General features: G+C 73.3%; 22 protein-coding genes and 2 pseudogenes. 14 read left to right on the top strand and 10 right to left on the bottom strand.

The genetic code is table 11. The features are described 5' to 3' along the window. Positions 1 to 50: 50 nt before the first annotated feature. Together OGH68_RS32235 and OGH68_RS32230 are read right to left on the bottom strand one after the other, a co-directional pair. Positions 51 to 470, bottom strand: coding sequence for a hypothetical protein (locus tag OGH68_RS32235; RefSeq protein WP_264248918.1), 420 nt, complete (start codon positions 468 to 470; stop codon positions 51 to 53). Continuing rightward, the gene (locus OGH68_RS32230; RefSeq protein ID WP_264248917.1) at positions 470 to 1,633 is read right to left on the bottom strand and encodes a molybdopterin-dependent oxidoreductase; all 1,164 of its coding nucleotides are present in this window, start codon (positions 1,631 to 1,633) and stop codon (positions 470 to 472) included. Before OGH68_RS32230 ends, OGH68_RS32235 begins: the two co-directional genes overlap by 1 nt. A 115-nt stretch (positions 1,634 to 1,748) precedes the next feature. On the opposite strand from OGH68_RS32230, the gene OGH68_RS32225 reads away from it, so the two are divergent. Continuing rightward, complete coding sequence (locus OGH68_RS32225) at positions 1,749 to 3,254, top strand: glycosyltransferase 87 family protein (RefSeq protein ID WP_264250393.1); 1,506 nt, start codon at positions 1,749 to 1,751, stop codon at positions 3,252 to 3,254. Here OGH68_RS32225 and OGH68_RS32220 read toward each other — a convergent pair. Next, positions 3,191 to 4,392 (bottom strand): annotated as a pseudogene (locus tag OGH68_RS32220) (RNA-guided endonuclease InsQ/TnpB family protein). The gene OGH68_RS32225 and the pseudogene OGH68_RS32220 overlap by 64 nt on opposite strands. Before the next feature lie 46 nt (positions 4,393 to 4,438). Between OGH68_RS32220 and OGH68_RS32215 the strand changes: the two are divergent. From OGH68_RS32215 to OGH68_RS32205, 3 genes and pseudogenes are all read left to right on the top strand, one after another. After that, a complete protein-coding gene (locus OGH68_RS32215; RefSeq protein ID WP_264250468.1) occupies positions 4,439 to 4,570 on the top strand; it encodes a hypothetical protein in 132 nt (43 codons plus the stop codon). After that, a pseudogene (locus OGH68_RS32210) lies at positions 4,519 to 5,283 on the top strand (anhydro-N-acetylmuramic acid kinase). The gene OGH68_RS32215 and the pseudogene OGH68_RS32210 overlap by 52 nt, the downstream one beginning before the upstream one ends. A 172-nt stretch (positions 5,284 to 5,455) precedes the next feature. Then, positions 5,456 to 7,363: a M64 family metallopeptidase gene (locus tag OGH68_RS32205; protein WP_264248916.1), complete on the top strand. Its 1,908-nt coding sequence runs from the start codon at positions 5,456 to 5,458 to the stop codon at positions 7,361 to 7,363. Here the strand turns inward: OGH68_RS32205 and OGH68_RS32200 are convergent. Then, positions 7,356 to 7,592, bottom strand: a complete 237-nt coding sequence (locus OGH68_RS32200; protein ID WP_264248914.1) for a DUF397 domain-containing protein — start codon at positions 7,590 to 7,592, stop codon at positions 7,356 to 7,358. The genes OGH68_RS32205 and OGH68_RS32200 overlap by 8 nt on opposite strands. Further along, positions 7,593 to 8,453 (bottom strand): helix-turn-helix domain-containing protein, encoded by an 861-nt coding sequence (locus OGH68_RS32195; RefSeq protein WP_264248913.1) that lies wholly within the window; start codon positions 8,451 to 8,453, stop codon positions 7,593 to 7,595. A 127-nt stretch (positions 8,454 to 8,580) separates the two neighbouring features. Here OGH68_RS32195 and OGH68_RS32190 point away from each other — a divergent pair, with 127 nt between their 5' ends. The 3 genes from OGH68_RS32190 to OGH68_RS32180 are packed head-to-tail and all read left to right on the top strand — an operon-like array spanning position 8,581 to position 9,825. Then, complete coding sequence (locus OGH68_RS32190; RefSeq protein WP_264248911.1) at positions 8,581 to 9,069, top strand: ATP-binding protein; 489 nt, start codon at positions 8,581 to 8,583, stop codon at positions 9,067 to 9,069. Further along, entirely contained in the window at positions 9,063 to 9,482 is a 420-nt protein-coding gene (locus OGH68_RS32185; RefSeq protein WP_413471062.1) for a hypothetical protein, read from the top strand. The genes OGH68_RS32190 and OGH68_RS32185 overlap by 7 nt, the downstream gene beginning before the upstream one ends. 49 nt (positions 9,483 to 9,531) lie before the next feature. Continuing rightward, the gene (locus OGH68_RS32180) at positions 9,532 to 9,825 is read left to right on the top strand and encodes a hypothetical protein (protein ID WP_264248909.1); all 294 of its coding nucleotides are present in this window, start codon (positions 9,532 to 9,534) and stop codon (positions 9,823 to 9,825) included. Positions 9,826 to 10,128: 303 nt separating this feature from the next. Here the strand turns inward: OGH68_RS32180 and OGH68_RS32175 are convergent, their stop codons facing one another. After that, on the bottom strand, positions 10,129 to 11,211 hold the full coding sequence (locus OGH68_RS32175) for a helix-turn-helix domain-containing protein (RefSeq protein ID WP_264248908.1): 1,083 nt from the start codon (positions 11,209 to 11,211) through the stop codon (positions 10,129 to 10,131). A gap of 249 nt (positions 11,212 to 11,460) precedes the next feature. On the opposite strand from OGH68_RS32175, the gene OGH68_RS32170 reads away from it, so the two are divergent. From OGH68_RS32170 to OGH68_RS32150, 5 genes are all read left to right on the top strand, one after another. After that, a complete protein-coding gene (locus tag OGH68_RS32170; protein WP_264248906.1) occupies positions 11,461 to 12,111 on the top strand; it encodes a helix-turn-helix domain-containing protein in 651 nt (216 codons plus the stop codon). Between the two features lie 78 nt (positions 12,112 to 12,189). Then, positions 12,190 to 12,720 carry a toxin-antitoxin system, toxin component gene (locus tag OGH68_RS32165; protein ID WP_264250390.1) on the top strand — a complete coding sequence of 177 codons (531 nt, stop codon included), beginning with the start codon at positions 12,190 to 12,192 and terminating at the stop codon, positions 12,718 to 12,720. A gap of 3 nt (positions 12,721 to 12,723) precedes the next feature. Continuing rightward, a complete protein-coding gene (locus OGH68_RS32160; RefSeq protein ID WP_264248905.1) occupies positions 12,724 to 13,911 on the top strand; it encodes an MAB_1171c family putative transporter in 1,188 nt (395 codons plus the stop codon). Then, positions 13,908 to 15,356, top strand: coding sequence for a pyridine nucleotide-disulfide oxidoreductase (locus tag OGH68_RS32155; protein WP_264248904.1), 1,449 nt, complete (start codon positions 13,908 to 13,910; stop codon positions 15,354 to 15,356). Before OGH68_RS32160 ends, OGH68_RS32155 begins: the two co-directional genes overlap by 4 nt. Positions 15,357 to 16,078: 722 nt before the next feature. Further along, on the top strand, positions 16,079 to 17,353 hold the full coding sequence (locus OGH68_RS32150) for an ROK family protein (RefSeq protein ID WP_264248903.1): 1,275 nt from the start codon (positions 16,079 to 16,081) through the stop codon (positions 17,351 to 17,353). A 224-nt stretch (positions 17,354 to 17,577) separates the two neighbouring features. Here OGH68_RS32150 and xylB read toward each other — a convergent pair whose 3' ends face one another. After that, the gene (gene xylB, locus OGH68_RS32145) at positions 17,578 to 19,062 is read right to left on the bottom strand and encodes a xylulokinase (RefSeq protein ID WP_264248902.1); all 1,485 of its coding nucleotides are present in this window, start codon (positions 19,060 to 19,062) and stop codon (positions 17,578 to 17,580) included. Positions 19,063 to 19,230: 168 nt separating this feature from the next. On the opposite strand from xylB, the gene xylA reads away from it, so the two are divergent. After that, complete coding sequence (xylA, locus tag OGH68_RS32140; RefSeq protein ID WP_264248901.1) at positions 19,231 to 20,400, top strand: xylose isomerase; 1,170 nt, start codon at positions 19,231 to 19,233, stop codon at positions 20,398 to 20,400. A 313-nt stretch (positions 20,401 to 20,713) separates the two neighbouring features. On the opposite strand, the gene OGH68_RS32135 is transcribed toward xylA, so the two are convergent. After that, a complete protein-coding gene (locus OGH68_RS32135) occupies positions 20,714 to 21,220 on the bottom strand; it encodes an ATP-binding protein (RefSeq protein ID WP_264248900.1) in 507 nt (168 codons plus the stop codon). Between the two features lie 205 nt (positions 21,221 to 21,425). Between OGH68_RS32135 and OGH68_RS32130 the strand changes: the two genes are divergently transcribed. Further along, positions 21,426 to 24,413 (top strand): ATP-binding protein, encoded by a 2,988-nt coding sequence (locus OGH68_RS32130; RefSeq protein ID WP_264248898.1) that lies wholly within the window; start codon positions 21,426 to 21,428, stop codon positions 24,411 to 24,413. Between the two features lie 245 nt (positions 24,414 to 24,658). Here OGH68_RS32130 and OGH68_RS32125 read toward each other — a convergent pair whose 3' ends face one another. Together OGH68_RS32125 and OGH68_RS32120 are read right to left on the bottom strand one after the other, a co-directional pair. After that, positions 24,659 to 25,711, bottom strand: a complete 1,053-nt coding sequence (locus tag OGH68_RS32125; RefSeq protein WP_264248897.1) for a YeiH family protein — start codon at positions 25,709 to 25,711, stop codon at positions 24,659 to 24,661. Then, entirely contained in the window at positions 25,711 to 26,292 is a 582-nt protein-coding gene (locus OGH68_RS32120) for a cysteine dioxygenase family protein (protein ID WP_264248895.1), read from the bottom strand. Before OGH68_RS32120 ends, OGH68_RS32125 begins: the two co-directional genes overlap by 1 nt. Positions 26,293 to 26,442 lie beyond the last annotated feature (150 nt).

Genomic DNA, 26,442 nt, shown 5'->3' with positions numbered 1-26,442 from the left:
GTGACCGATCGGCCGGTTGGGCTCGATGAACCCGCCGACTGATCACGACATCACAGGCCCTGATGCCCTCCGCCTGTCCTGGTGCGTCGCGCCCGTCTGCCTCGCAGCCACCGCCACGCCAGGGCGGCACCGGTCACGGCGGCCACCGCGGCGAGCGACAGCAGCCAGTTGTGCGGGTAGTCCAGGGGCAGCACGGAGGGGTTGCCCGGGGTGCCCGGGGCGAGGAGGACCGGGAGGGCGATCGCCGTCAGGCAGCCGGCGGTGACGAGGGCGCCGCGCAGCAGGCCGCGGGCCGGCAGCAGGGCCAGGAGCAGGCCGGCGGCGAGAACCAGCGGTGCGACGAGGAGGTCATGGAGGACGACTGCGCCGGCCAGCCACAGGGCGACGTCCTTGAACTGCCCGCCGGCAACGAGGAGGGCCAGGCCGATGCTCATCAGGGCGACGCCGGCAGCGCCCAGCGCGATCCGCATCACATGACCTCCATCCCGCTGACCCACTTCGTCTGCCACACGCCCGGCCGGTTGGGGGCGATGATCCGGGCGGGGTAGCCGTGGTCGAGGGAGAGGACCTCGCCGTTCAGGCGGAGCGCGAGGAGAGTGAGCGGGTCGTCGGTGTAGCCGCCGCCCATCTCCATCACCCGGTAGGCGCCGCGCCGTTCCGCGGACACCACCCGCAGTGCGCTGCCGGGCGGCGCGCCGGCGCGTTCGAGCAGGTCACGGACGCGTACGCCGGTCCATCGTGCGGACTTGCTCCAGCCTTCGACGCAGGCGATGGGCAGGGTCACAGTGTGCTGCGGGAGGGCGGCGAGCTGGTCGAGGGTGAGGGTGTACGGGCGGGGGCCGGTGACGGTGAGCCGCCAGTCGGCGACGGTGGACCGGCTGACGTGGGCCGCCGCGGCCGTGCGGTTGACGGGCAGGCCCTGCGGGCCGTGGTCGGGATGGCGGGGCGCGAGCAGGTCGAGCCGCCGCAGCGGTGTGAGCGACTGGCCGACGGTCGTCAGGGTCACCGCGCCGACGGCCGCCGCGACCCCGGCGAGCAGGGAACGCCGGTCGGGCCCGTCCTCGGCCGGGAGTTCCAGCGTCCCGGGCGAGCGCCTGCCCCAGTGGGCCCTGATCTGCGGGTACTTGACGGCGATGTGCAGCACGAGCGCGCCCAGGAGCAGCCAGGCGACCGCGAAGTGCACGGGGACGAAGGAGAACGGCCACGGATACCACTGGACGGTGTTCAGCAGGCCCGTGCCGAGCTGGAAGACGGCCGCCGCCACGAGCACGGCCACCGAGAGCCGTTCCAGGGCGTGCCGCAGTGACCGCAGCGCGGGCCACACGAACAGCTTCGGGTAGACGGCCCACAGCTTCGCCAGCAGCAGCGGTACTGCCGCGATGCCGCTTGCGACGTGCAGCCCCTGGGTGACCCGGTAGCCCCAGGAGGGGCGGCTGGGCAGTATGCCGGCGAGCCAGTCCGGCGGCCGCTGCACGTAGTGGCTGAGCACGCCGGTCAGGAAGCACACGACGATCGCCGCGCCGAGCCACCGGCCGACGGCGGTGGCGGTGCGGGCGTCGTGGAGCCGGCCTGCGAACGTCGGCGGCCGAAGGGTGAGCGGCGGTACGCCCCTGCTGATCCTCATGTCTTCCATGAGAACCCCGTCAGCCACCCGAAGGAGGGATCCGACACCTTACGGAACGCGGACGTCGGGAGGCGGCTGCGCCGTTCGGGCCGGTTCGGCTGCCAGGCTGGGCGCCGTGATCAACATGCGCTCACTCACGGCCGGCGTTCTCGTCGCCGGCCTGGCCTCCGTGCTCGCCGTGACCGTACGCAAGGACGGCTACATCACCGATCCCGGCGGCCTGGCCTGGTGGTACGCCGTCTGCTGGATCCTGTTCGCCGCGGCGGCCCTCGCGGTGCGCCGGGCGCCGGTGCGGCACGCGGTGCTGCTGATCGTCGCGGGCGGCATCGCGGTCGCCGCGACCGGGCTGCTCGCCCCGCCGCGTACCAGCACCGACTCGTACCGCTATGCCTGGGACGGCAGGGTGCAGGCAGCGGGGATCTCGCCGTACGACCATCCGCCGGCCGATCCGGAGCTGGCTGATCTGCGGGACGACTGGCTCTTCCCGACCGGTGCGGAGTGCGAGATGCCGGAGCGGGCGCGGATCGCCGGGCCCAAGGGCGAGGTGCACTGCACCCGGATCAACCGGCCGGGTGTCCACACGATCTATCCGCCGTTCGCGGAGGGCTACTTCCTGCTGGTGCACGCCGTCTCGCCGGACGACGCGCGGCACAAGGCGCTGCAGACCGGCGGTGCACTGATCGCCGTCGGTACGACGGTCGCGCTGGTGCTCGTGCTGCGGCGGCGAGGCGATCCGCGGACGGCGGTGTACTGGGCGTGGTGTCCCGCCGTTCCGCTGGAGGCGGTGAACAACGCGCACGTCGATGTGCTCGGGGTGCTGCTGGCGGTCGTGGGGCTCGCGGTGGTGGTCCGCCGGCGTGTGGAGGGCGGGGTGCTCCTCGGCGCGGCGGTCGCGACGAAGCTGCTGCCGGCGGTGGTGCTGCCGGGCGCGCTGGCGGGAGTGCGGCGGTGGCGGGACGCGGCGGCGGTCCTGGTGCCGGCGGCGGCCCTCGTGGCGCTGTCGTACCTGCCGTACGTCCTGCTGTCGAACAGTTCCGTGCTCGGCTATCTGAGCGGCTACACCGAGGAGGAGGGCTACGACGACCCGTCCGCCCGCAACCGGTACGCGCTGCTGCGGCTGGTGCTGCCGGACTCGTGGGCGCTGCCCGCGGTGGTGGTCGTGACCGTGGTGGTCGTCGGGTACGTGCTGCGGCGCGGCGACCCCGAGCGCCCGTGGAGCGGGGCGCTGCCGGTGACGGGTACGGCCTTCCTGCTGTTGACTCCCGGCTACTCCTGGTACGCGCTGCTGCTGGTGGCGCTGGTGGCGCTCGACGGCAGGTGGGAGTGGCTGGGTGTCGCGGCGGCCGGTGCGGCGAAGTACGTGACGGTGCATCTGGACGCCGACGGGGAGACGATCGGCACGACCGCGTACGCCCTCGCGGCCGTGGCGGTGCTCGTCGGGTGGGTGCTGCGGCGGTGGCGCGGCGGGCAGGCGGCGGCCGGGCCGCCGGCGGATGAGGGCGCGTTGCGGCCGGTGGCAGGCAAGCATCAGGATCGACTTCTCCCCCTCGTGAACGAGGGGGATTCTCAGGGCTCGCGCCGTGGGGGTTTCTGCTTCGTCGCCGACTGCCCGCCCGGAGTACTCCGTTGAGGTCTTACACCAGCTCCACAGACAGACACCGCCAGCCCGGCGGCCAGAAGGTTCTTCGCCGCGTTCACATCCCGGTCGTGGGTTGTGCCGCAACTGTCGCACGTCCAGGTACGGACGTTCAGCGGCATCGCCTCGGCGAGGGTGCCGCAGGTGGAGCACAGCTTGGAGGAGGGGAACCAGCGGTCGACCGCGATCACGTCGCGGCCGTACCACTGGCCCTTGTACTCCAGCATCGAGCGGAACTCGCGCCACGCCGCATCACTGATGGCGCGGGCGAGCTTGCCGTTCTTCACCATGTTCCGAACGGTCAGATCCTCGATCACGACCACTTGGTTTTCGTGGACGAGTCGAGTGGACAGCTTGTGCAGCAGGTCACGGCGCCGGTCGGCGATCCGGGCGTGGATACGGGCGACCTTGCGGCGGGCCTTGGCCCGGTTCGCTCCGTCGCCCCTGGCCTTGCGGGCAAGGTTCCGCTGAGCCTTCGCAAGCCGGGCACGGTCGCGACGTTCGTGCCTCGGGTTGGTGACCTTCTCCCCGGTCGACAGCGTCAGCAGGTGGTCCAGGCCGACATCCACACCGACCGCCTGATCGGTGGGAGGAGGGTCTTGACGGACGGGTCCTCGCACAGCAGGGACACGAACCAGCGCCCGGCCGCGTCCTGGGACACGGTCACCGTCGAGGGCTTGGCACCCTCGGGCAGGGGACGGGACCACACAACCGCCAGGGGCTCGCTCATCTTCGCAAGGGTCAGCCGACCGTCGCGGAAACGGAAGGCGCTGGTGGTGTACTCGGCGGACTTGCGGGACTTCTTACGGGACTTGAAGCGCGGGTATTTCGCCCGCTTGCCGAAGAAGTTGGTGAACGCCACTTGAAGGTGCCGAGGCGCCTGCTGGAGCGGAACCGACGACACCTCGTTCAGGTACGCCAGTTCATCGGTCTTCTTCCACGCCGTCAGCATCGCCGCCGTGGCGTTGCAGTTGACCCGCTCCTGGCGCGCCCACGCCTCCGTACGAGCCGCGAGCGCCATGTTGTAGACCTTCCTCACGCAACCGAAGGTGCGCGACAGCTCCGCCGCCTGCGCATCCGTTGGAAAGAAGCGGTACTTGAACGCCCGCTTCACGTGAGTGGCACAGCTCACAAACTATCACGCCAACTTGTGACCTACCGCGAGAAGTCGGCGGTGGATGTCGGGGACGTCGTACGACGCGATCGACGCCGTGGCCGCCGACCTCGCCGGTCTGATCAGCGAGGGACACGACGACGACTGCGTGCGGCCCTGGCCGACGCGCTGCCGCCGGCGACGACGACGACGCTGACGCGGGTGTGCCGCCTCGACACCCGGATCGGGCAGGCGTTCGCGGCGGCCGCCGTCCGCGCGGACCGTGAACTGTGCGGCGGCCGGGCCGGGTTGGTCGCCTCGCACGGGCAGACCGTGTACCACTGGGCCGAGGACGGCCGGGTGCACGACACGCTGCAGCTGGGGCAGCCGGCGTGGATCGCGGAGGCGACGGGCCGGCCGGTCGTGTCCGACTTCCGGCCGCGGGACGTCGCGGCGGGCGGACAGGGCGCCCCGCTGGTGAGCCTGGTGATGTGTTGTGGCTGCGCGGCAGGCCGGGCGTACCCGTGGCGCTCAATCTGGGCGGGATCGCCAATGTGACCGTGGCGGGCGACGCCTGCCGGTCCGGTCGCCTTCGACACGGGTCCGGCGAACGCCTTGGTGGACGCGGCGGTCGTGGAGTCGACCGGCGGCCGGCGGGCGTACGACGAGGACGGTGCGACGGCGGCGGCGGGCCGGGTGCACGAGCCGCTGCTGAGGCGGCTGCTGGCGGAGCCGTACTACCGGCTGCCGCCGCCGAAGACCACCGGCAAGGAGCTGTTCCACACCGGGTATCTGCGTGCCGCGCTGGCCGGTTTCGGTGCTCTGCCGCACGAGGACGTGGTCGCCACGCTCACCCGGCTGACCGCGCGGACCGTCGCGGACGCGCTGCGGCCGCTGGGGGCGACGCCTTCGCCGTGCTGGGCTTTCTGACCGTTCACGGCGTCGCGGGCACGGTGCCCGCGTGCACAGGGGCCCGCGCGGCACGTGTCCTCGGGTCCATCACCCCCGGCAACCGTCCCCTGCGACTTCCCTCTCCCGCGGAGCACTTGGTCAACTCCCTCGTCTTTACGCAGCGTTGATGACACCCGTACGCTGCATCACCATGACCTCAGCCGGTTCCTCTGGCCGCCGGGCGGCGCTGCTGACCACCGCGGGTGCTGTCCTTGTCGCGTTCGCGCTGGGCACGGCCGCGCCGGACGCCCATGCCGGGCCCCCGGTGACCGACGGGGCGAGGGTCGTGCCGGTGCAGTCCACGGGGCCGGCCGACAAGCGCTTCAACCTGGTGGTACTCGGCGACGGGTACACGGCACAGGAGATGCCCGCCTTCCGGGCGGACGTCGAGAAGCACATGAACGTGCTCTGGTCGACGGAGCCGTTCGCGTCGTACCGGTCGTACATCAATGTGTGGGCCGTCGAGCTGCCGTCCGCCGAATCCGGTGTGGACTGCGACCCCTCGCTGGACGCGCCGCGCCGCGACACCCCGCTCGGCATGGGGTTCTGGGGCGGCTGTAACGCGAACAGCGTGCAGCGGCTGCTCACCGTCGACAGCGGCGCGGCGACCGCGCTGGCCGACCTGGTGCCGGGCACCGCGAGCGCCAACCGCCAGATCGTGGCGCTCGCCAACAGCGACACGTACGGCGGCGCGGGCGGCACGTACGCCACCGCGTCGGGCGGCAACGCGCTGTCGTCGCTGATCACACCGCACGAGATCGGGCACTCGCTGGGCAGGCTGCAGGACGAGTACGACTACTACGCGCGCGGTGTCCCGGGCGGTGCGTACGAGGGCGGTGAACCGGCCTCCGCACACCACACGCTGCTCACCGAGGACCAGATGCGGCAGCAGCGCGCCAAGTGGTGGCGCTGGCTGGGCGAGGAGTCCGTGGCGGGCGGGCCCATCGGCGCTCACGAGGGCGGGCTGTACAGCACGAAAGGCGTGTGGCGGCCCAGCAGGCACTCGATGATGAAGACGCTCGGCTACCCCTTCGACCAGGTCCAGCGCGAGATCATGGTGCAGAGGATCTCGGCCAAGGTGAACATCGTCGCGGACCACGCCCCGAACACCGCCGCCGTCGGCGCCGACCGGACCGTGTGGGTGGAGACCCTGCACCCGGTGGCGGGCGAACTGGACGTCGTGTGGCGGCTGGACGGCAAGCGGCTGCGCGCGGTGGGCGACGCCCGCACGGTGGATCTGCGCCGGATCGGCATGCGGCCCGGCACGCACACGCTGACGGCCACCGTCACGGACCCCACGCCGTTCGTGCGCGACCCGGCGATCCGGGAGTCCGAGGCGCTGACCCGCACGGTGACGTGGACGGTGGACACCTCGCTGACCACTCCCCCGGACACGGTGGAGCCCGCGTTCACCGGTCACACGCCGACCGGCGCGCCGGTCGGCGCCGCCTCCGTCGTCCATGCCGACACCACCCATCCGGCGGGCCGCCGGGTCGCGGTGCGCTGGGCGCTCGACGGCCGTCCGGTGGCCAACCCGGGCAACGACCGGGACCTGGACCTGGGCGCGCTGAGGCTGCGGCCCGGCAGTCACCGGCTGACGGCCCGTATCCCGGGCACGGCGGCCGAACTCGCCTGGACGGTGGACGCGTCCCCCGCCGTGAGCACGTACGAACTGTCAGAGCCGCTGCGCACGGTCCGCCGTCCGGGCCGGCCGGTGGAGTACGTGTACGACGGCCCGTTCACGATGCGTCTGACCGCCCGCGACGACCACGAGGGCCATGTTGTGAGCGAGTTCCGTGTCGACGGCGACGGCTGGCAGACGTACTACGGCTGGCCCACCGACGCCGACGCGCCGTACCGCTTCACACCGGAGGGCACGGTCATCGACGACCTGGTGTACGGCAAGCTGGGCACGCCCCGCGTGGTTCCCTGGGACGACGCGACGCCCGACTACGGCACCCACACAGTCGAGTACCGGACGGTCGACTCCGCCGGGAACGTGTCCGCCGGGAAGAGTTTCCTGGTGACGCTGCTGCCCCCGCGGCAGCAGCTCAGCTGACCAGGAAGTCCGCCTTGCCGGACTTCGCTCCCTCTATGAACGCCTCGATCTCCCCCGGGGTGTAGATCAGGGCGGGGCCTTCGGGGTCGGCGGACTGGCGCACCGCCACCCGGCCGTCGGCCAGCTTCATGGTCTCGACGCAGTTGCCGCCGTTGCCGCCGCTCCAGGGTTTGTGCCAGCCGTCCTCGCCGAGCTCGGCGGCCGGCATCCCGTTGTATATGCGGTCCATTCACAGCTCCTTGCGGAGATCGTCGAGGATCTCCCTCGTGCGTTGTGCCGACGCGGCCTGTGCCGCCATGCGGTCCATGACCTCGAGGTGCGTGGCGACCTCGGGGCGCGCGTCGAGGTAGACGGCGCCGGTCAGGTATTCGCTGTAGACCATGTCCGGGAGCTCGGGCACGGCGAACCGGAAGAGGACGAACGGCCCGTACGTCCCGGGGTGGTGGCCTGCCGCGAACTCCGCGACCTGCAGGGTCACGTTCGGCAGCCTGGCGCCCTCGAGCAGCTTCTCGACCTGGCCCTTCATCACGCCCGGTGCCCCGACGGGACGGCGCAGGACCGTCTCGTCCATGACCACCCAGAGGCGGGGGGCGTCCGGCCGGGTCAGCAGGGACTGGCGCTCCATGCGCAGCGACACATGCCGCTCGACGTCCTCGGGGTCGGTGTGGCCGATGGCTCCGCCGAGCATGATCGCTCTGGCGTAGTCCTCCGTCTGGAGCAGTCCGGGCACGAAGTGCGGTTCATACGCACGGATGAGACTCGCGGCGCCCTCCAGGCTGACGTACATGCTGAACCAGTGGGGCAGGACGTCGTGGAAACGCTGCCACCAGCCGGGCTTGTTGGCCTCCTCGGCCAGTTCCACGAAGCCGCGGGCCTCCTCGTCGCCGATCCCGTAGGCGCCGAGGAGCAGTTGCACGTACGGGATCTTCAGCGCGACCTCGGCGGTCTCCATCCTGCGGATGGTGCCGGGGGCGACGCGGAGCACCTTCGCGGCTTCCTCGCGCTTGAGACCGGCGCGTTCCCGCAGATCCTGCAGGCGCTTGCCGAGAACGACCTGACCCACGGTGGGGGCGGACCGCGGTTCACTCACTTCGAGACCTCCCCACGTGCTGTTGGTGCGAGCAGTGTGCCACGGCACCCGGACGATGAATATGCCCACTCTGCATTTTTCAGAGTGGGGGTTGCCAAGGTGATGGTTGCAGCGGGAGAGTGGTCGTGTGAACCGTGACGCGCTCGCCCCCGAGCTCCTGGCCCCCTGCGCGGGGACCGATCTCACCCGGTACGCCTTCGAGTTGCCGGCGCGCGTCGAACATGTCTCGCGGGCGAGAAAGCTGGTCTCCGCACGGCTGACGGCCCGGGGCGTCGACGGGGACCCGCACGAGACGGCACTGCTGGTCGTCTCCGAGCTGTTCACCAACGCCATCGTGCACACCGACGGCCGTCTGGTCGCCTGCGAACTCCACCTCGGAGCCGACCGGTTGCGAATCACCGTCCAGGACCAGGGCTGCGCGGCCACCGGTCCGCGCGTCTGCCACGGGGCAGAGGGCGAGCGCGGACGCGGTCTGCTGCTCGTCGAGGCGGTGAGCTGCGCATGGGGCACGTACGACGCCGCGCCGGGAACCGGCCGCGTCGTATGGGCGGAACTGCCGTACGCGCCACGGCCGCCGTTCGGCGACGGACCGCCGGCGGCGGAGCTGCTGTGCTGAGGAACCTGGCGCCGCTCCGCTCCCGGGGCGTACGCCACGACCACGCCGACCACCTCACCCGGCTCGACGTCCCAGCCGTCCTCCGCGCCGATCTCGGGTGCGACGCGGTCGGCGTGCCCGCGCGTCACGGATTCCGCCTGCTCGGCAGACTGCAGAGCACCGGCTGCGTCTTCGCCGACGGCGCGTGGTGGTGGTGGATCGTCCCGGCCGGCTCCGACCTGGACCTGACATGGCCGTTCCCCTCCCACTACGCCCCCGGGGCCAGGGTGCCCGCGACCGACGCCCGGCTCATCCGCCGGCCGACGGGCCCGAGCCCCTATACGCCACCCATTCCGCTTTACCTGATGGTGTGTCAGATCACCGGCACGACGCCGCGGTGGCCCGCGGTGGCGGGCGGGCCGGCCAGGGGATGAACTGATCCCACCGGACCACGAGGACAACCACCGGGATAGGCTTCTGCGCATGTCAGAAGCGAACACAGGCCCCGAACGGCAGGGCCTCACACCGCGCCAGGCCCGCGGCGTGCGGATAGCACTCTCGTCCGCGATCATGCTCGCGGTGGCCGCCACGCTGGTGCTGCGGCTGGGCAGCACGCACTCGGTGCTCACCGTCGGCTTCTACGGCATCGCACTGATCCTCTCCGGCACGGCCCTCGTCCTCAGCCGCGCCGGACGCACCCGGTGGGCCACCCTGGTCCTCGGCACCGGCGTTGCGGTGGCGGTCGTGGCGGAGTGGGCCGTCGCCTCGATGGACTGACCCGACGGGGCCGGCCGTCACCGGGCCGTCGACACCAGACCGTCAGCACCGGGTTCGTCGACAGCGGGCCCGTCGACACCAGGCCGTCAGCACCGGGTTCGTCGGTACCGGGCCCGTCGGGCTCCGCCCGGAACCGCTCCGCGGCAAACCAGCCCGGCCGGGCACATCCAGCCCCGCCGGCGATTGCGGCGCGGGGTTCGGGGCGGAGCCCCGACGAGACGGGCAAGTTCCAGCCATGCCGGCGATTGAGGCGCGCGGGCCCGGGGGCGGAGCCCCCGGGAAAGACAAGGGACACGCGCCCCGTCAGCCGCCGGAGACGGCTCGCAGGTGGCCCCTGCCACGGCCCACGCCCGGCGCACCGGCCGACCGGTTCTCGCGAAGGGCCAGCGTCATCCGCGTATACCCCTGGTCCTGCAGCGTCACCGGGGTCTCGTCGATGATCCGGCAGTCCGTGCGGCCCCAGCGCGGATCGGGGTGGTTCACCGGCCGGACGGCTCCGTCGTGATGGATCGCCGCGGCTCCCACCGCGCTCATCCAGTGCGGCAGCCCGCACCGGTAGGCGGCGTCCATGATCGGGTCGTCGGCGATGTCGTCACGAATGGCCTGAAGCGCACCGTCGTCGCCGTGCTTGTCGAGCGCCGCGGCGAGCTGGGCCATCAACGGCAGGCACCAGCTGGTCTCGTGCTCACCGAGCACCGTCCGGGCCTCGGGGTGGAAGAGCACGAACCGCAGGAAGTTCCGGTCCGGCATGGCCGTGGGGTGCGGGCCGATGTCACGGAAGAGGGCGTCGAAGGCCGGGTTGGTGTGCACGACGTCCCAGTGCCGGTCGAAGAGGACCGACGGCAGCGGCACCGTGTCCATCACCGCGGCGTAGTCCCGGAGGTAGGACTGCGTCTCGGGGTCCTGGGGCCCGTCCGGCCGTACCGGCGGCTGCTGATCCGGCGGACGCACGGGCACCGGCGGCGGCACGGGGACGGCGGGCCGGTGCGGGTCGGGCCGGCGCACCGGCCGTGAGGGCGGCACCGGGCCCGACGGCCTGACGGGCGTGTGCCCGCCGAAGGCGCCACCGGCCGCGACGGGCGCTTCGGGGTCGGCGGCGAGGCGCAGCAGCCGGCCGCCCTGCTGGTCGTTCAGCTCCAGGGCGTCGACGAGGGCGCACAGCGTGTCCTCCGGCCAGTCACGGCCGGGCGTGCGCTCCCAGGTGGCGTAGGTGTAGGCGGTGATGCCCAGGCGGGCCGCGACCTCCTCGAGGCTGAGTCCGAGTTCCTCGCGGCGGCGTCTGAGGGCGTCACCGAGCCGCTTCGTGCGGGCCGCGGCCCGAGCAGTGCCGGCGGCGCTCGGGCGTCCGCGGACACCCCGGCGCCCGACGCCCACCTCGTGTGTCATCGAGAACGCCACCCTTCTCGGCGCTCGTCGCAAGTCCCGCTGCGACAGCACCCTTTGGATCTTCACACCGCGTGGCGATCCTGCTACCGCGAACAAGGGGATGTCAACTATCGTGGCATTTCACGGCGCTGAGCGCTCAATTCGCGCCACAGCTGTGGCAAGACCTTGGCTGCCACGACAGGAATAGGGTTAACTTCCGGCAGCCTCACAGGATGCGGGGCTGCCTCGCGTGATCTAGGAGACCTACTGGTGACAGACGGCTTCTCGGTTCCGGGTCCAACGGCCACAGGCCCTTTGGCGGCATCACTTGCCCGGGTCACCGAACTCGCGGACAAGCTCGGAATGAGCCACGGCGAGGTTCTCGACGTCCAGAAGCTCTCCGAGGCGTCCGGCGTTCCCGCCGATGTCGTGCGCGCCCTCCTCGACGGGCGCCCGGCGGGCGAACCCGACCTCCAGGCACGCTTTCTGCAACGCTTCGACCTGCTGCGACGTACCCGGCTCAAGGCCAACGGCCGCCGGTACACCCAGCAGGAGATAGCCGACGGGGCAGGGATGTCCCGCCAGCAGGCGGGCGCGCTCATCAACGGCGACCGCCGGCCGACGATGGAGCACTGTGACGCGATCCAGCGCTTCTTCAAGGTGCACGCCGGCTTCCTCACCGCCGACGACGCCGACGCGCTCGACGGCGCCCTCCGGCGCACCGAGCAGCGCCTGCTCCAGGACTACGCGGGCGACGCCGGCGACCCGCTGGAGCGGCTGCTCCAGGACCACGGCGTACGCGGCATCGCCTGGCGGGCGGCGCAACTGCCCAGCGACAAGCACCGGGACAAGGTGACCGAATGGCTCGACATGCTCCTGGAGAGCGTGAAGCCCGCTCCGGACACTCGCACAGAGCCCTGATTTCCGGACAGGCTTGGATTTGGACGTGTCTGTGAAGGTTCTGACGGGGAGAGGAGAGCGGTGAGCATAGGCAAAGAGATGCGCAGACTGTGCGGCGAGCTGGTCGGCGGAATCGATCTCCCCGCCCCCGCAGAGCCCGCCGACCTCTACTCCGCCCTGTGCAAGGGCATGAGCAAACACCGTGGCAGGCCGGTGCGTTACCGCACGGCGTCCTTCCCGCCGGGCACCGCCAGCGGACTGTGGCTCGACATGGCCGAGCAGGACCTCGTCGTCATCGAGGAGCGCACGGCGCCCGACCACCAACTGGTGATTCTCGGCCACGAGCTGTGGCACATGAAGGCAGGTCACTGCAGCCACCATGTCGAGGGCGCGGCCGTGGCCGCACGGCTGCTGTCCGACGAGGCCGATCTGCAGGCGACCGTCCTGAAGGTGGCGGCGCGCACCCGCTTCGACCAGGCGGAGGAGAACGAGGCCGAGAGCTTCGGCCTGCTGCTCGGCAGCAAGTGCCGTGCCTGGCTCGCCGGTTCGAACGGCCGTGGGCCCGTCCGCCGCGAAGGCCTCGCCGGTCGTATCGAGGCGTCCCTGGGCTACCGCGGGCCACAGGGCTGAGGCGTGAACGGACCGGACTACTACATCCCCGCCGCCGCACTGGGAATCGCACTCGCGTTCAAAATACCGGGGATGAGGCGGGACTGGCGCGACCCGCTGCTCCGGTCCGTGTGCGCCCTGCTGATCCTCGGCGCGTCCACGTTCTTCTTCGCCGCGCCGCCCACCATCGCCGAGGTGAACCGCATCACCGGCGTGCCCAACTTCTCGGCGCCGCTGGTCTACTGCATCCTGTCCGCGTTCAGCGCCTCCTGCCTCGTGCTCCTCGTCAACTGGCGCGGCGGACCGCCGGAGGAGACCCGGCGGATCTCGCTGCGCTGGATGGCCGCGTACAGCGTGGTCGTGGTGGCGCTCGTCGTCCTCTTCCTGCTGGGCGACGCCCCCGTGGAGCGGCTGCGGGACCTGGACACGTACTACGCCAGGACGCCCTACATCCGCGAGATGATCGCGCTCTACCTCGCTGCCCACAGCGTCGCCGCGGTGGGCATGACCGTGCTGTGCTGGCGCTGGTCGCTGAAGGTGAGCGGCTGGCTCCGCGGCGGCCTGGTCATCATCGTCGTCGGATCGCTGTTCAATCTCGCGTACGGAGTCACCAAGTCGTCCGCCGTCACCGCACGCTGGGCGGGACACGACTGGGACCACCTCTCCACACTGGCCGCACCGCCGCTGGCCTCGGCCGGCGCGCTGCTGAGCGCCGCCGGCTTCATCCTGCCCCTCGTCGGACAGCGCCTGTCCGACAGCTGGCACGCCTGGGCGGTCTACCGCCGCCTCGGCACGCTCTGGCGCGAACTGCGCTCCATCGCGCCGCAGGGCACGCCCTCGGTACGCATCTCGCTGTTCTCGCCGGCCGAACTGCGCGTCATCCAGCGGGAGTCCGACATCCACGACGGGATGCTGCAGCTGGACCCGTACTTCGACCACGCGCTGCGTGAGGAGTCCTACGCCGAGGCGCTCGCCGGCGGAGCCGATCCCCGGCAGGCCCACGCGGTGGCGGACGCCGCGATGGTGGCCGCCGCCCTGCGGGCCCGGGCGGCCGACCCCGAGGGGCAGATCGTCAGGTCTGCCGAGGCCTACACATCCGTGGCAGCCGCGGGACCGCGCGACCTCGTGCGCATGTCCCTCGCGCTGCGTCATTCACCCGTCGTCGAAGCAGCGCGCATGCGTTCGGCCAGGTCAGAGAGCAGCACCCTATGAGCAGCGATCCCTTGAGAACCCGCCTGAACCCGGGCCGCAGAGCCGTCGTGATCGGCGGCGGCCTGGCCGGCATGCTGGCGGCCGAGGTCCTCGGCGCGTACGTGGACGAGGTCACCGTCGTCGAGCGTGACGTCCTGCCCGACGGGCCCCGCTCGCGCAAGAGCCTCCCCCAGGCCCACCACGCGCATCTGCTGTGGTCCGGCGGGGCACGGGCGATCGAGTCGCTGATGCCCGGCACCACGGCACGCTGGCTCGCCGCGGGCGCCCGCCGGATCCCGTTGCCCACGGGGCTGGTGTCGATGTCGTCGCAGGGCTGGTTCCGCCGCTTCCCCGAGATGCAGTTCCTCGTCGCGTGCAGCCGGGACCTGCTCGACTGGGTCGTACGGGAGCAGGTGCTCGCCGGCTCCCCGGTCACGCTCCTCGAACGTACCGAACTGCTGGGCCTCGAAGGCCCCGCCGGGCGGGTCGACGGTGTACGGGTGCGCAGCGACGCGGAGGGCGAGCGGGTCCTCCCGGCGGATCTCGTCGTCGATGCGAGCGGCCGCGGCTCACGTGCCCCCGAATGGCTGCGGGCCCTGGGCGTGGACGAGGTGCGCGAGGAGAAGGTCGACTCGGGCCTCGCGTACGCGAGCAGGATCTTCCGGGCGCCCGAGGGCTCGGACGACTACCCGGTCGTCAACGTCCAGGCCGACGCGCGCGAGCCGCGGCCCGGCTGCACCGCGACGATCGTGCCCATCGAGGGCAGACGGTGGCTGGTGACGCTGTCCGGTACGCGCGGCGGCCAGCCGACCAACGCCGCCGACGAGTTCGAGGACTTCGCCCGCTCCGTGCGGCACCCGGTCGTCGCGGACCTCATCGCCCACGCCGAACCGCTGACGGACGTCGTCGTCTCCCGCAGCACCGTCAACCGCCGGCGCTACTACGAGAAGATCCGCGACTGGCCGGAGGGCTTCGTCGCGCTCGGCGACTCGGTCGCCACGTACAACCCCGTCTACGGGCACGGCATGTCGGTCGCCGCGCAGGGCGTCCTCGCACTGCGGCAGGCCCTGGCGGCCGCGCGGGACGCGGCCTCCCCGGGCCTCGGCCGCCGCGTCCAGCGGGCGGTCGCCGGCCCGGTCGCCACGGCCTGGGACCTGGCCACCGGGCAGGACATCCTCTACCCCGGCGCGATCGGCAAGGACCCCGGACCCGCGGCCCGGCTCCTGCGAAGCTACGTCGACCGGCTGATGCTCACGGCCACGGGCCGGCCCCTGGTCGCCAAGGCACTGTTCGACGTGATGACGCTGTCCGCGCCGACTGCTTCGCTCGTCAGGCCGGAGATCGCCCTCGCGGTGCTGCGCGGCCCGAAGCTGCCGCCCCTGCCCGGCCCGCCGCTGAGCGACGGCGAACTGCGCACCGCGAAGACCCCCCACGACGAACGCGAGACGGACCCGGCGGGCGCGTGATGCGGGCGCACGCCTGCGTCTCCGCTGTGCGGGGCCTGTTCGCCCCACCGCGCCCCTTCCCGTAACCGGAGGCTCCGCCCCCGGGGCCCCCGCGCCTCAATCGCCGACGGGGCCGGGTACGGCCGGACCCGTCGGGGCTCCGCCCCACCGCACCTCCTGCGCCTAAATCGCCGGCGGGGCTGAAGTCGCCGGCCCGGTCGGGGCTGCGCCCCAAACCCCCGCGCCTCAAACGCCGGCAAGGCTTGACGTGCCCGGCGAGCCGGGTGCCGCGCAGCCGCACATCCAGCCCGGCTCGGGGGCACTCCCCCTACGCCTGGCGGCCGGGGAGGCACCCCCACCCACGGCCGCCAGGCCGTAGGGGGAGATCGTGGCCCCCACGCGAAGCGCGTACCGGGGCACGGGGGGCGGAGCCCCGAACACCCCGCAGGGCGGCACAGGTGGGCGAATCCAGCGCGCCGCCCAGAGGGCGGACCGGGGCCCGGACGGAGCCCCGAAACCCCTCGGAGGGCGACACCGCTCGGGCGAAGCCCGCGCACCGCCCAGAGGGCGGACCGGGGCTCGGAGCGGAGCCCCGGTTTCGGGAAGGGGCGGGGAGGGGACAAGCCCGCCGCAGGCGCCGCCCGCCCGCACCACCGCGACGCCGTCCCCCGCCGCGGGACGTGCCCCGGTTCGGGAAGCCGCAGCGATGCGGCCCGACGCCATCCCATAGGCTCGGCGGCAATATGAACGGCAATCAATCAGGCAGCGCCCGCACGCCCGCGGAGGCCCGACGCGCCCCCCTGGGCACGAAGGCCGACCGCGAGACGGTGCGCCGGCACAATCTCAGCCTGGTGCTGCGGGCGGTCCACGACCAGGTCGAGGCCACGCGCGCCGGCGTCGCCGCCCGCGTGGGGCTGACCCGTGCCGCCGTCTCCTCCCTGGTCGAGCAGCTGCTCGAAAGCGGCTTCCTGTCCGAGTCGGGCAAGACGTTCAGCGGCCAGGCCGGCCGCCCGGGTACGGTGCTGAAGATCGCCCGCACGGGAGTCGCGGGCATCGGCGTCGAGATCAACGTCGACTATGTGTCGGTGTGTGTCGTCGACCTCGCCGGCACCGACCGGGTGCGGCTCGTGGAGCATCTGGACAACCGGGGCGCCGCACCGGCCGAGGTGTTCGGCCGGGCCGCGCGGATCGCGGCCCGGGCGCTCGGGTCGGCCGCGGAGCAGGAGCTGTGGCCGGTCGGCGCGGAGCTGGCCCTGCCGGGCCTGGTCTCCGGCGGTTCGGTCCTCCAGGCGCCGAACCTCGGCTGGACGGCCGTCCCCGCCGAGGCGCCGTTCGAGCGGGCACTGGCCGCGCTGCGGCCCGAGGAGCCGGCGCTGCCGGTGCGTTCGGAGAACGAGGCGAACCTGGCGGCGCTGGCCGAGTTGTGGTTCGGCGGCCTCGGGGACGTACGGAGCTTCCTGTACCTGACGGGTGAGATCGGGGTCGGCGGCGCGCTGGTGCTGGGCGGCGAACTGCTGCGCGGTGCGAACGGGTTCGCGGGCGAGATCGGCCATGTGTCCGTCTCCGACGACGGCCCCCGCTGCCGCTGCGGATCACGCGGCTGCCTGGAGCAGTACGCGGGCCAGTCGGCGTTGCTGCGGGCGGCCGGCCTCGACGAGCTCTCCGGCGCCTCCGGCGTGGCCGAGCTGGAACGCCGTGCCCGCGAGGGTGACTCCGCCGCGCTGGCGGCGCTGGCCGGGGCCGGGCGTGCGCTGGGCCGTGCCCTGTCCGGTGCGGTGAATCTCTTCGACCCGGACGCGGTCGTGCTCGGCGGCATCTACCGTCCGCTGCTGCCGTGGCTGGCCCCGCCGGTGGGCGCGGAGTTGGAGACACGTGTGGTCTCCGGTCTCTGGCCGGCGGCGGGCTCCCGGGTGCGCGCGTCCTCCCCGGCCGCCGACGCGGCGCGCGGTGCGGCGGCCCTCGTCGTCCAGGACGTGCTCACGGACCCGGTGGCCTACGCGCCGCGCGCCGCGCACTGACCCCGCGGGACCTCCGTCGGCGCGTACGCACGGTCACGCGGTCACGCGAAGGGGCCGCGGGCGTCGCCCGCCCCGCGCCGGCCCAACCGCGCCCCGTCGGCTCAACTCGCGCCTCGCGGACCGCCCCACTGGCTCAACTCCACAGCCACCCGCGCCCCGCGGACCGCCGCAGCCACTCCTCCTCAACCCACCCGCGCCCCGCGGACCGCCGCAGCCACTCCTCCTCAACCCACCCGCGCCTCGCTCGCCCGCTCCACCGCGGCGGACACCCGCTCCCACGTCTCCATGTCGCGCTCCACCGCCGGCAGCTCCGTCCCCGCCGCCGCTCCCCAGCCGGCGGCCAGGGCCACCGCGTCGTGCCCGGTCGCCGCGGCAGCGGCGAGTGCCGCCGCGCCCAGGGACACGAGTTCGCCGCTGGACGGGATGAGGAGCGGGCGGCCCGAGAGACGGCGGACGGTCTCGACCCAGTGGCGGCCGTTCGCCCCGCCGCCGACGAGCCGGAGCGGGCGGGCCGCCGTGTCCGGTGCGGCCGGGTCCTGGCCGCAGGCGCGCAGCACTTCGTCGAGGGCGCGCAGCACGGTCACGGCGGCGCCCTCGTAGGCCGCGCCGAGGATCTGCTGACGGGTCGTCGAGTGCCGGAGTCCGGTGAGCAGGCCGGAGGCACCCGGCAGGTCCGGGGTGCGTTCGCCGTCGAGGTACGGCAGCAGGACCACCTCGCCGCCCGCCTCTGCGGCCTCCCGGTCCAGGCCCAGCAGGGACGCGACCTTGTCGACGGCGAGCGTGCAGTTGAGGGTGCAGGCGAGCGGCAGGTACGTGCCGTCCGCCGCCGCGAACCCGGCGAGCGCGGCGGAGGCGGGTCGGGTACGGGTCGCGGCGAACACCGTCCCGGACGTGCCGAGGCTGAGCACCGGATGGTCGAGCAGTCCCGCCCCGCCGAGGCCGAGTCCGACCGCCGCGGCCATGTTGTCGCCCGTTCCGGCGGCGACGGCGATCCCGGCGGGCAGTCCGAGCCGCCCGGCGGCAGCGGCGGTGAGCGAGCCGACGCGCGCGCCGCCGGTGGGGGCGACGGGCGGCAGCAGTGCGGCGTCGAGGCCGACGAGGTCCAGCAGCTCGGGGTCGTAGGCGCCGGTCGCGGTCGAGTACCAGCAGGTGCCCGACGCGTCGCCGGGGTCGGTGGCGGCGACGCCCGCGAGGCGTTCGGTGAGGAAGTCGTGCGGCAGACGCACCGCCGCGGCGGCGGCCGCGGCGGCGGGGTCGTTCTCCCGGAGCCACTGCCACTTGGCGGCCGTCATGGAGGCGACGGGCACGGAGCCGGTGCGGGCGGTCCAGGCGTCGGGGCCGCCGAGCGCCTCGGTCAGTGCGGCGGCCTGCGGGGCGGAGCGGGTGTCGTTCCACAGCAGTGCCGGCCGCAGGGGCGCACCGGCGCGGTCGAGGACGACGAGCCCGTGCTGCTGTCCGGCGACCGCGATGCCGGTGACGGCGGTCGCCCTGACGCCGAGTCCGTCCAGTTCCTTGAGGCCGGCGGAGACGGCCTCGGCGAGCGCCGCCCACCACACCTCGGGGTCGGTCTCCCGCGCGCCCGCCTCGCCGGTCACCCGGTGGGGTGCCCTGCCGACGGCGAGGAGCTGCCCGGTCGCGGCGTCGGTGAACGCCGCCTTTGTGGACTGAGTGGAGCTGTCCACCCCGATGACGACCGCGTTCGCAGGCATTGCCGCACCTCTCCGTCAGCCTCGTGCGCGGCCATTAGGCCGAGCTGGGAACAAATTACGTCACGCGCCCGCGCGACAACAGGCCCAGGAGGGCTTCTGTCATCCAGGGTATCCGTGCATTATTAGTAAGGTCGGAAAACAAACCAGTGATCCAAGGCGGACATGGCCATGACGGAACGCTTCACCCCCACCCCCGAGGACAAGTTCAGCTTCGGCCTCTGGACGGTCGGCTGGCAGGGCAGGGACCCGTTCGGGGACGCGACCCGGCCGCACCTGGACCCTGCTGAGTCCGTCCGGCGGCTCGCCGGTCTCGGCGCCTACGGTGTGACCTTCCACGACGACGACCTGATCCCCTTCGGGGCGAGCGCCGGCGAGCGGGAGTCGCACATCAAGCGCTTCCGGCAGGCGCTGGACGCCACCGGCCTCGTCGTGCCGATGGCCACGACCAATCTCTTCACCCACCCCGTCTTCAAGGACGGCGGCTTCACCGCCAACGACCGCGACGTGCGCCGGTACGCGCTGCGCAAGACCATCCGCAACATCGATCTGGCCGCCGAGCTGGGCGCCGAGACGTATGTCGCCTGGGGCGGCCGCGAGGGAGCGGAGTCGGGCGCCGCGAAGGACGTGCGGGTCGCGCTGGACCGGATGAAGGAAGCCTTCGACCTGCTGGGCGAGTACGTCACCGAGCAGGGCTACGACCTGCGGTTCGCCATCGAGCCGAAGCCGAACGAGCCGCGCGGCGACATCCTCCTCCCGACGGTCGGCCACGCGCTGGCGTTCATCGAGCGGCTGGAGCGGCCGGAGCTCTACGGCGTCAACCCGGAGGTCGGCCACGAGCAGATGGCGGGCCTCAACTTCCCGCACTCCGTCGCACAGGCGCTGTGGGCGGGCAAGCTCTTCCACATCGACCTGAACGGGCAGAGCGGCATCAAGTACGACCAGGACCTGCGCTTCGGCGCCGGTGATCTGCGCTCCGCGTTCTGGCTGGTCGACCTGTTGGAGACGGCCGGGTACGCGGGCCCGCGGCACTTCGACTTCAAGCCGCCGCGGACCGAGGACTTCGACGGCGTGTGGGAGTCGGCGGCGGGCTGCATGCGCAACTACCTGATCCTCAAGGAGCGTGCCGCGGCGTTCCGGGCGGACCCCGAGGTGCAGGAGGCGCTGCGGGCCTCACGCCTGGACGAACTGGCGCGTCCGACGGCCGGGGACGGTCTGGCCGCGCTGCTGGCGGACCGGTCCGCGTTCGAGGAGTTCGACGTGGACGCCGCGGCCGAGCGCGGAATGGCGTTCGAGCGCCTCGACCAGCTGGCGATGGACCACCTGCTCGGCGCGCGCTGAGCGGTCCTCTCGCGGCGGGGCCGCTCCGACGTGGTCGGGGCGGCTCCTCTCCGACGTGGTCGGAGCGGCTCGACGGCACATGCCCGGCGGCCTCTGGCCGGACGGGCAAGGCGATCCCCGGCCGGACGGCCTCAGGCGGTCACTGGCTGGGTGTACCCGGCATCCTCTCGCCGGGGCGGGCCGGACGGCCCGTGGCCGGACAGGCCGGGCGGTCCCTGGCCGGACGGTCCAGGCCGTCCCTGGCCGGGAAGACCCGACGGCCCGTGGCCGGTACGGGGCCAGCGCCCCGTAGCGCCGGGCCGCTCCGGCGGAGTCACAGATACGGGTCGAGCGCGTGCATCGGGTCGCGCACGACCGGCGGCGGCGTTCCGTGGAGCGCGATCTCCGCGAGCACCGCGCTGCCCCGCTCCATCCGGTGGGTCACGGTTCGCGTCGCGTAGGCGTCGACCAGGCGCAGCCCACGCCCGCAGGGGACGTCCGCGTCGAGCGGTTCCTGCCGGCGGCTCACCCGGTGTTTCCAGCAGCCTCCGTCCATGACCTCGACCGTCAGCGCGTCCTCACGGACGCTGATCACCGTGGACACCCAGGGGCTGCCGCTGTGCAGCACCACATTGGTGACCAGTTCGGTGACGATGACGGACAGTGCCTCGTCGAAGTGCTCGGCCAGCCGCCATCGGCGTGCGGCTGCCCGGGCGAAGCGCCGTAGTGCGCGCGCGGCCTCCGGCGAAGCCGGCATGGCGCAGTGGGCCAGGCTTCGCAGCGTGGAGGTGGGCCCGGCCCGCCGGGGGGCGGGGCTCGGGGCACGTTCTATGGCAATCACTTGGGCTCCTGTTCGGTCGGGCGGTGTCGCCCTGACTCAGGTCCAGCGGCCGCGAGCGTTGGTCTCACCGGGCCGTCGAAAGCCATGCAGATCTTCTGCGGCACCTCAACATTCGTATTCGGACACCTCGCGTTCAATCAGGGACACTGAAACCCGTATACGCAAAGAATCGAAATGCCTGGGAAACACCTAGGAGAGTGATTCGGTGGACACGTCGAGTGACGAGGCGGCGGACCGATGGCTGCAGCGGGCACTGTCCGCGCCACCCGCTCGAAGGTCCGGTCCGGGCGGTCCCGCGCTGCTGCTGGTCGAGGGGGCGGCGGGGACGGGCAAGACCCGGCTGGCGAGCCGGCTCGTCGCGACCGCCGTGAACCAGTCCGTACACAGCGTGACCGTCTCGTTCTCGTCGTACGGAGTCACGGTCTGCCGCCCCCAGGCCGCCGCGGCGCCGCCGGCCACGGGCGGCGCGCGGGCGCGCCGTGCGGCGGCGCCGGCCTCCTCCGCCGCCACGGATCCGCGGGCCGCGCAGGCCGATGATCCACGCGCGTCCGATCCGCACGCCGCCGACGAGCGTGCCCTCGACGAGCGTGCCACCGACGAGCGGCCCGCCGGTCCCCAGCCCGCCGGTCCGCAGCCCGCCCATCCGCGGACGACAGCTCCGCCGGCCACGGACGCGCGGGCCGCCGGGCTGTCCGCCGCCCTCGCCCCGCTGCTCGAACGGGGCGAAAGGGGCGAGCGGTTCCTCCTCGTCGCGGAGGACGCCCACCGTGCCGACGGCGCCGCGCTCGATCTGCTGCGCAGGCTCGTGGACCGGCCGCCGGACGGGCTCACCGCCGTCGTGACGTACCGCCCCGAAGAGCTGCCGGAGCCCGGTCTGGCGCTCGGCAGGGGCGCCCACTTCCCCGCGTGCCTCACGGTCCTGCGGCTGCGGCTCGCCCCGCTCGACGCCGGGCAGGTCCGTGCGCTGGTGGCCGATGGGCTGGGTGAGAGCCGCTGCCCCTCGGACCTGATCACGCGGATCGTCGAACGCTCCGGCGGAGTGCCGCAGGTCGTCGCCGATGTCGTCGGGCTGCTGAGCGAGTCGGGCGACGGCCGGGAGCGCTTCTCGGTCAGGGACCTGGACGCGGCGGGCGTGCCGCCCCGCCTCGCGGAACTGGCCCTCGGCCGGACCGCGGCACTGCGGGAGCGCATACGGCCCGTCGCCTGGGCCGCCGCCGTGCTCGACGAGCCGGTGGAGAGCGAGGAACTGTCCGCCGTGGCCGGCCTGACCGTCGAGGAGGGACGGGACGCCCTCGTCGACGCGCTGCGCGCGGGTGTGCTGCGGGAGGACGGCGAGGGGCGGTACGGGTTCTTCGTCCCGATGGCGGCGGCGGCCGTGTACGGGCAGGTTCCCGGCCCGGTCCGGCGGGAGATGCACCGCAGGGCCGCCGCCGCGCTCGGCCGCCGGCATCCGGTGCCGTGGGTGCCACTGGCCCGGCACCGCCGCCACGGCGGCCAGGTGAAGGCGTGGCTGCGGGCCGTCGAGCACGCGGCGCTGCAGTGCGCGGCCGAGGGCGATCACCAGGCCGCGATCGACCTTCTCGAGCGGACCCTGTCCCGTCCCACGGTGCCGCTCGCCGCCCGGGCCAGGCTCGCGCCGCTGCTGGCGCACAGTGCGGTACTGGGACTGCGCAGCGACCAGACGGTGACGGTGCTGCGGCAGATTCTCGACGAGCAGTCCCTGCCCGCCGCCGTGCGCGGCCAGATCCGGCTCGACCTGGGGCTGCTGCTCTGCAACCAGGCGGTCGCCGGCATGCAGGGCTGGCTGGAGCTCCAGCAGGCGGTGGAGGAGCTGCAGGAACGCCCGCTGATGGCGGCCAGGGCCATGGCGGCGCTGGCCATGCCCCTGCTGTCGACGGTCCCGCTGGAACGGAACATGTACTGGCTGGAGCGCGCGGAGAAGGCCGGCGCGGACAGCGGCAACGAGGAGGCGGCCACGGCGGTCGCCGCCAACCGGGCCGGCACGCTGATGTACATCGGGGATCCGGGGGCCTGGCAGGTGCTGGAGCAGCTGCCGAGGGAGACGGAGGACCCCGCCTGCCGTCAGCACGTCGCCCGTGGCCTGTGCAACGCGGCGGACGGCGCGCTCTGGCTCGGCCAGCTCGGCCCCGCGCGCGAGCTGCTCGCCGAAGGTGTGGAACTGGCGACCCGCAGCGGGGCCTCGTACGTCGAACAGGGCGCCCGGGGCACCCTGCTGCTGCTCGACTGGGCCGAGGGCAACTGGTCCGAACTGCCCGCCCGGGCACGCGCGTTCGTGGCGGAGGCCGACACCATGCCGGGCCAGGGCGTCGACGGCCGCACGGTGCTGGGGCTGATGGCACTGTCGAGGGGCGAGTGGCAGCAGGCGACGGCATGGCTGGCCGGTGAGGGCACGCGGGAGACGAACGGCTCCGCCGTACCGCATGTGGCCACCGCCTCGGGTGCGCTGATCCGTATGGCGCTGGTCCGCGACGACGTCGAGTCCGCCGTGGCGGAGGCGTCGATGGCATGGGACAGGATCAGGGACAAGGGCGTCTGGGTGTGGGCTGCCGAACTCGCGCCCTGGGCGGTCGACGCGACGCTGCGCGCCGGCCGGCGGGACACGGCGCACGGCATGGTCCTCGAGTACGAGGTGGGGCTCGAGGGGCGGCAGGCGCCCGCGTCGTCGGCGGCGCTGAACTGGTGCCGCGCGCTGCTCGCCGAGGCGGACGGCGACCAGCGGGAGGCCGCTGAGCTGTACCGCCGCGCGGCCATCCGCTACGCGGGCCTCCCGCGCCCGTACGCGACGGTCCTGGCCACCGAGGGGGCCGCCCGCTGCCGGTTGGCGGCGGGGACCGACACGGCTGCCGCTGTCGCCGAACTGAGCTCGTGCGTCGAGCAGTTGACCGAGCTGGGCGCGGTCTGGGACGCCGCCCGCATCCGGGCCGAGCTGCGGTCGCACCAGCCCTCCGAGGAGCAACGGCCGCGCGGCCGTCCCAGCTACGGGGACCAACTGTCGCCGCGCGAGCAGGAGGTGGCCGACCTTGCGGCGACCGGCCTCACCAACCGGGAGATCGCGGCGACGCTGCATCTGTCGCCGCGTACGGTGGAGCAGCACGTGTCCAGGGCCCGGCGGAAGCTGGAGTCGCAGTCACGGCAGAGTCTTGCGCGCACCCGCTCCCCGCGCCCGGAGTGACCCGGCGGGAGGGTGCGGGGCAGGGGCGGGGCGGTGGTCGTCCGCACCGGCTGGTTGTTTGCGTATAGGTACATCTCCGGTTCCGGATAGGCGGCGCCCCTCCGGCGGCCCTAACTTCCCTCTCGTGCCCGGGACAGCCGGGATGCCGACCGATCACGGCTCAACCCCACATACGGCCGTGATCGTGAAGCCATGGGAGTCCCGGTCCCGGGCACCGCAGCGAGGCCGCGCTCACGTCGCGCTCATCAGGCCGTCAGCAGTACCCCGGCGTACGACACACCCGCGACCACCAGCCACGCGACCAGTCCGAGGGCGGCCACACGGCCGCCGGTGCGGGCGAGCGAGGGCAGGTGGACGGCGCTGCCGAGCCCGAACAGGGCGGTGGCCAGCAGCAGTTCCTGCGCGATGCGGGCGGCGTCCAGCGCGGCGGCGGGCAGCAGCCCGGTGCTGCGCACGGCCACCGCGGCGAGGAAGCCGACGACGAACAGCGGCACGAGCGGGGTCCGCCCGCGCCCGGCGCCGTGGGACCCTGCCGTCTCGCTGCGCCTGCGCCGTACGGACAGCGCCACGACGGCGACCAGCGGGGCGAGCAGCGCCACCCGCATCAGCTTCACCAGCACGGCCTCGCCGAGCGCCGGGCCGCCGGCGGTCTGCGCTGTGGCGACGACCTGGCCGACGTCGTGCACGCTGGCCCCGGCCCACCGGCCGAACTCGGCGTCGCCAAGCCCCAACGGCCCCTGGAGCAGCGGAAGCACCGCGATGGCGAGCGTCCCGCAGAGGGTCACCAGCGCCACGGCGGTGGCCGCGTCCCGCTCGTCGCTGTCCGTCGCCTCGCTCACCGCCCCGATCGCCGAGGCACCGCAGATCGCGTACCCGGTGGCCACGAGCAGCGGCTGGTCCCCCGGCAGGCCCAGCCGCCGCCCGAGCCACCAGGTCCCGAGCAGCGTGGCCGTCACGACGACCAGCACCATGGCCACGGTCGCCCACCCCAGGCGGCGTACGTCGTCGAGGCCGAGTTGCAGCCCGAGGAGCACGATCCCGACGCGCATCAGCCGCTTCGCGGCGTACGACAGCCCCGGCCGCGCCGCTCCCCGTACGGTCGCCCGCAGACGGGGCAGATGGGCGGCGACGACACCGAACACGACGGCGGCGGTGAGCATGGGAACGGCGGGCAGCAGCCGGTGCACGGACCAGGCGAGGGCGACTCCGGCCACCGCGAGCACGAGCCCGTGGCGCCGGGTGCGCCGCGGGCCGCTGCGGCGGACCGCGGCGGCCGGACGCTCCCGCAGGAGCGCCATCAGCGGTCGGCCGGCAGGTCGTAGACCCGCCGGACGCTGGTGCCGAGGCGGGATATGTCCGCCCCGTAGACGTGCAGGGATATCGCCGCCGAGGGGCCGGCGTTCCACACCCGGTGGATGTCCCCGGGCGGCGCGAAGCCGCAGAACTCGCCCTGTGCGTTGACCACGTCCGCGGTGGCGACGAGCCGCGCGGTGCCGTCCGCGCCGGCGGCGGGGACCAGCCGGTAGCGCCGCTCGCGCTCCTGGCCCTCGTGGACGCCCGTGGTGCACCAGGAGACGTGGTCGTGCACGGACGTCCCCTGGCCGGGCAGCCAGACGAGCGCGACGACGGAGAAGCTGCCGTCGTGCTCGGCGTGCAGGAGGTGCTGGCGGTAGCGGGCGGGATCGCTCTCGCGCTGCTCGGCGGTGAGCAGGTCTGCGGCGCCGAGGTGCGGTGCGAGGCGCTCGCCGACCAGATACGCCGTCAGGTCGGGCGGCAGACCGCGCCCGACGGCCTCGCGGACGTCGGCGATCAGGGCGTCGAGACGTTCGGTGGTGCGGGCGGCGGTGAAGGCGCCCGGAGCGATGGAGGCCTGTGTCATACGGGCAGCGTCGGACCGGCGGAACCATGACGTCCAACGACGTTCTCTTCGCACGTCCCAAGCGGCGCTTATGGATACGGGCCGGTCCGGGGCGAGGGTCCGGGCGGTGCGGATCGGACGATGCGGATCGGGCGGTGCGAGCGGTGCGGT

The sequence above is a fragment of the Streptomyces peucetius genome (genome assembly GCF_025854275.1).
Taxonomy (GTDB): Bacteria; Actinomycetota; Actinomycetes; order Streptomycetales; family Streptomycetaceae; genus Streptomyces; species Streptomyces peucetius_A.
The sequence above is the reverse complement of the archived record's forward strand: the minus strand, read 5'-3'. Positions and strand labels throughout refer to the sequence as shown.

What these genes read in the sequence shown, in the direction of transcription:
- OGH68_RS32235 (WP_264248918.1), bottom strand. Translation starts at nt 470, where the DNA reads ATGCGGATCGCGCTGGGCGCTGCCGGCGTCGCCCTGATGAGCATCGGC.
- OGH68_RS32230 (WP_264248917.1), bottom strand. Translation starts at nt 1,633, where the DNA reads ATGGAAGACATGAGGATCAGCAGGGGCGTACCGCCGCTCACCCTTCGG.
- OGH68_RS32225 (WP_264250393.1), top strand. Translation starts at nt 1,749, where the DNA reads ATGCGCTCACTCACGGCCGGCGTTCTCGTCGCCGGCCTGGCCTCCGTG.
- OGH68_RS32215 (WP_264250468.1), top strand. Translation starts at nt 4,439, where the DNA reads ATGTCGGGGACGTCGTACGACGCGATCGACGCCGTGGCCGCCGACCTC.
- OGH68_RS32205 (WP_264248916.1), top strand. Translation starts at nt 5,456, where the DNA reads ATGACCTCAGCCGGTTCCTCTGGCCGCCGGGCGGCGCTGCTGACCACC.
- OGH68_RS32200 (WP_264248914.1), bottom strand. Translation starts at nt 7,592, where the DNA reads ATGGACCGCATATACAACGGGATGCCGGCCGCCGAGCTCGGCGAGGAC.
- OGH68_RS32180 (WP_264248909.1), top strand. Translation starts at nt 9,532, where the DNA reads ATGTCAGAAGCGAACACAGGCCCCGAACGGCAGGGCCTCACACCGCGC.
- OGH68_RS32175 (WP_264248908.1), bottom strand. Translation starts at nt 11,211, where the DNA reads ATGACACACGAGGTGGGCGTCGGGCGCCGGGGTGTCCGCGGACGCCCG.
- OGH68_RS32165 (WP_264250390.1), top strand. Translation starts at nt 12,190, where the DNA reads ATGCGCAGACTGTGCGGCGAGCTGGTCGGCGGAATCGATCTCCCCGCC.
- OGH68_RS32155 (WP_264248904.1), top strand. Translation starts at nt 13,908, where the DNA reads ATGAGCAGCGATCCCTTGAGAACCCGCCTGAACCCGGGCCGCAGAGCC.
- OGH68_RS32150 (WP_264248903.1), top strand. Translation starts at nt 16,079, where the DNA reads ATGAACGGCAATCAATCAGGCAGCGCCCGCACGCCCGCGGAGGCCCGA.
- xylB (WP_264248902.1), bottom strand. Translation starts at nt 19,062, where the DNA reads ATGCCTGCGAACGCGGTCGTCATCGGGGTGGACAGCTCCACTCAGTCC.
- xylA (WP_264248901.1), top strand. Translation starts at nt 19,231, where the DNA reads ATGACGGAACGCTTCACCCCCACCCCCGAGGACAAGTTCAGCTTCGGC.
- OGH68_RS32125 (WP_264248897.1), bottom strand. Translation starts at nt 25,711, where the DNA reads ATGGCGCTCCTGCGGGAGCGTCCGGCCGCCGCGGTCCGCCGCAGCGGC.
- OGH68_RS32120 (WP_264248895.1), bottom strand. Translation starts at nt 26,292, where the DNA reads ATGACACAGGCCTCCATCGCTCCGGGCGCCTTCACCGCCGCCCGCACC.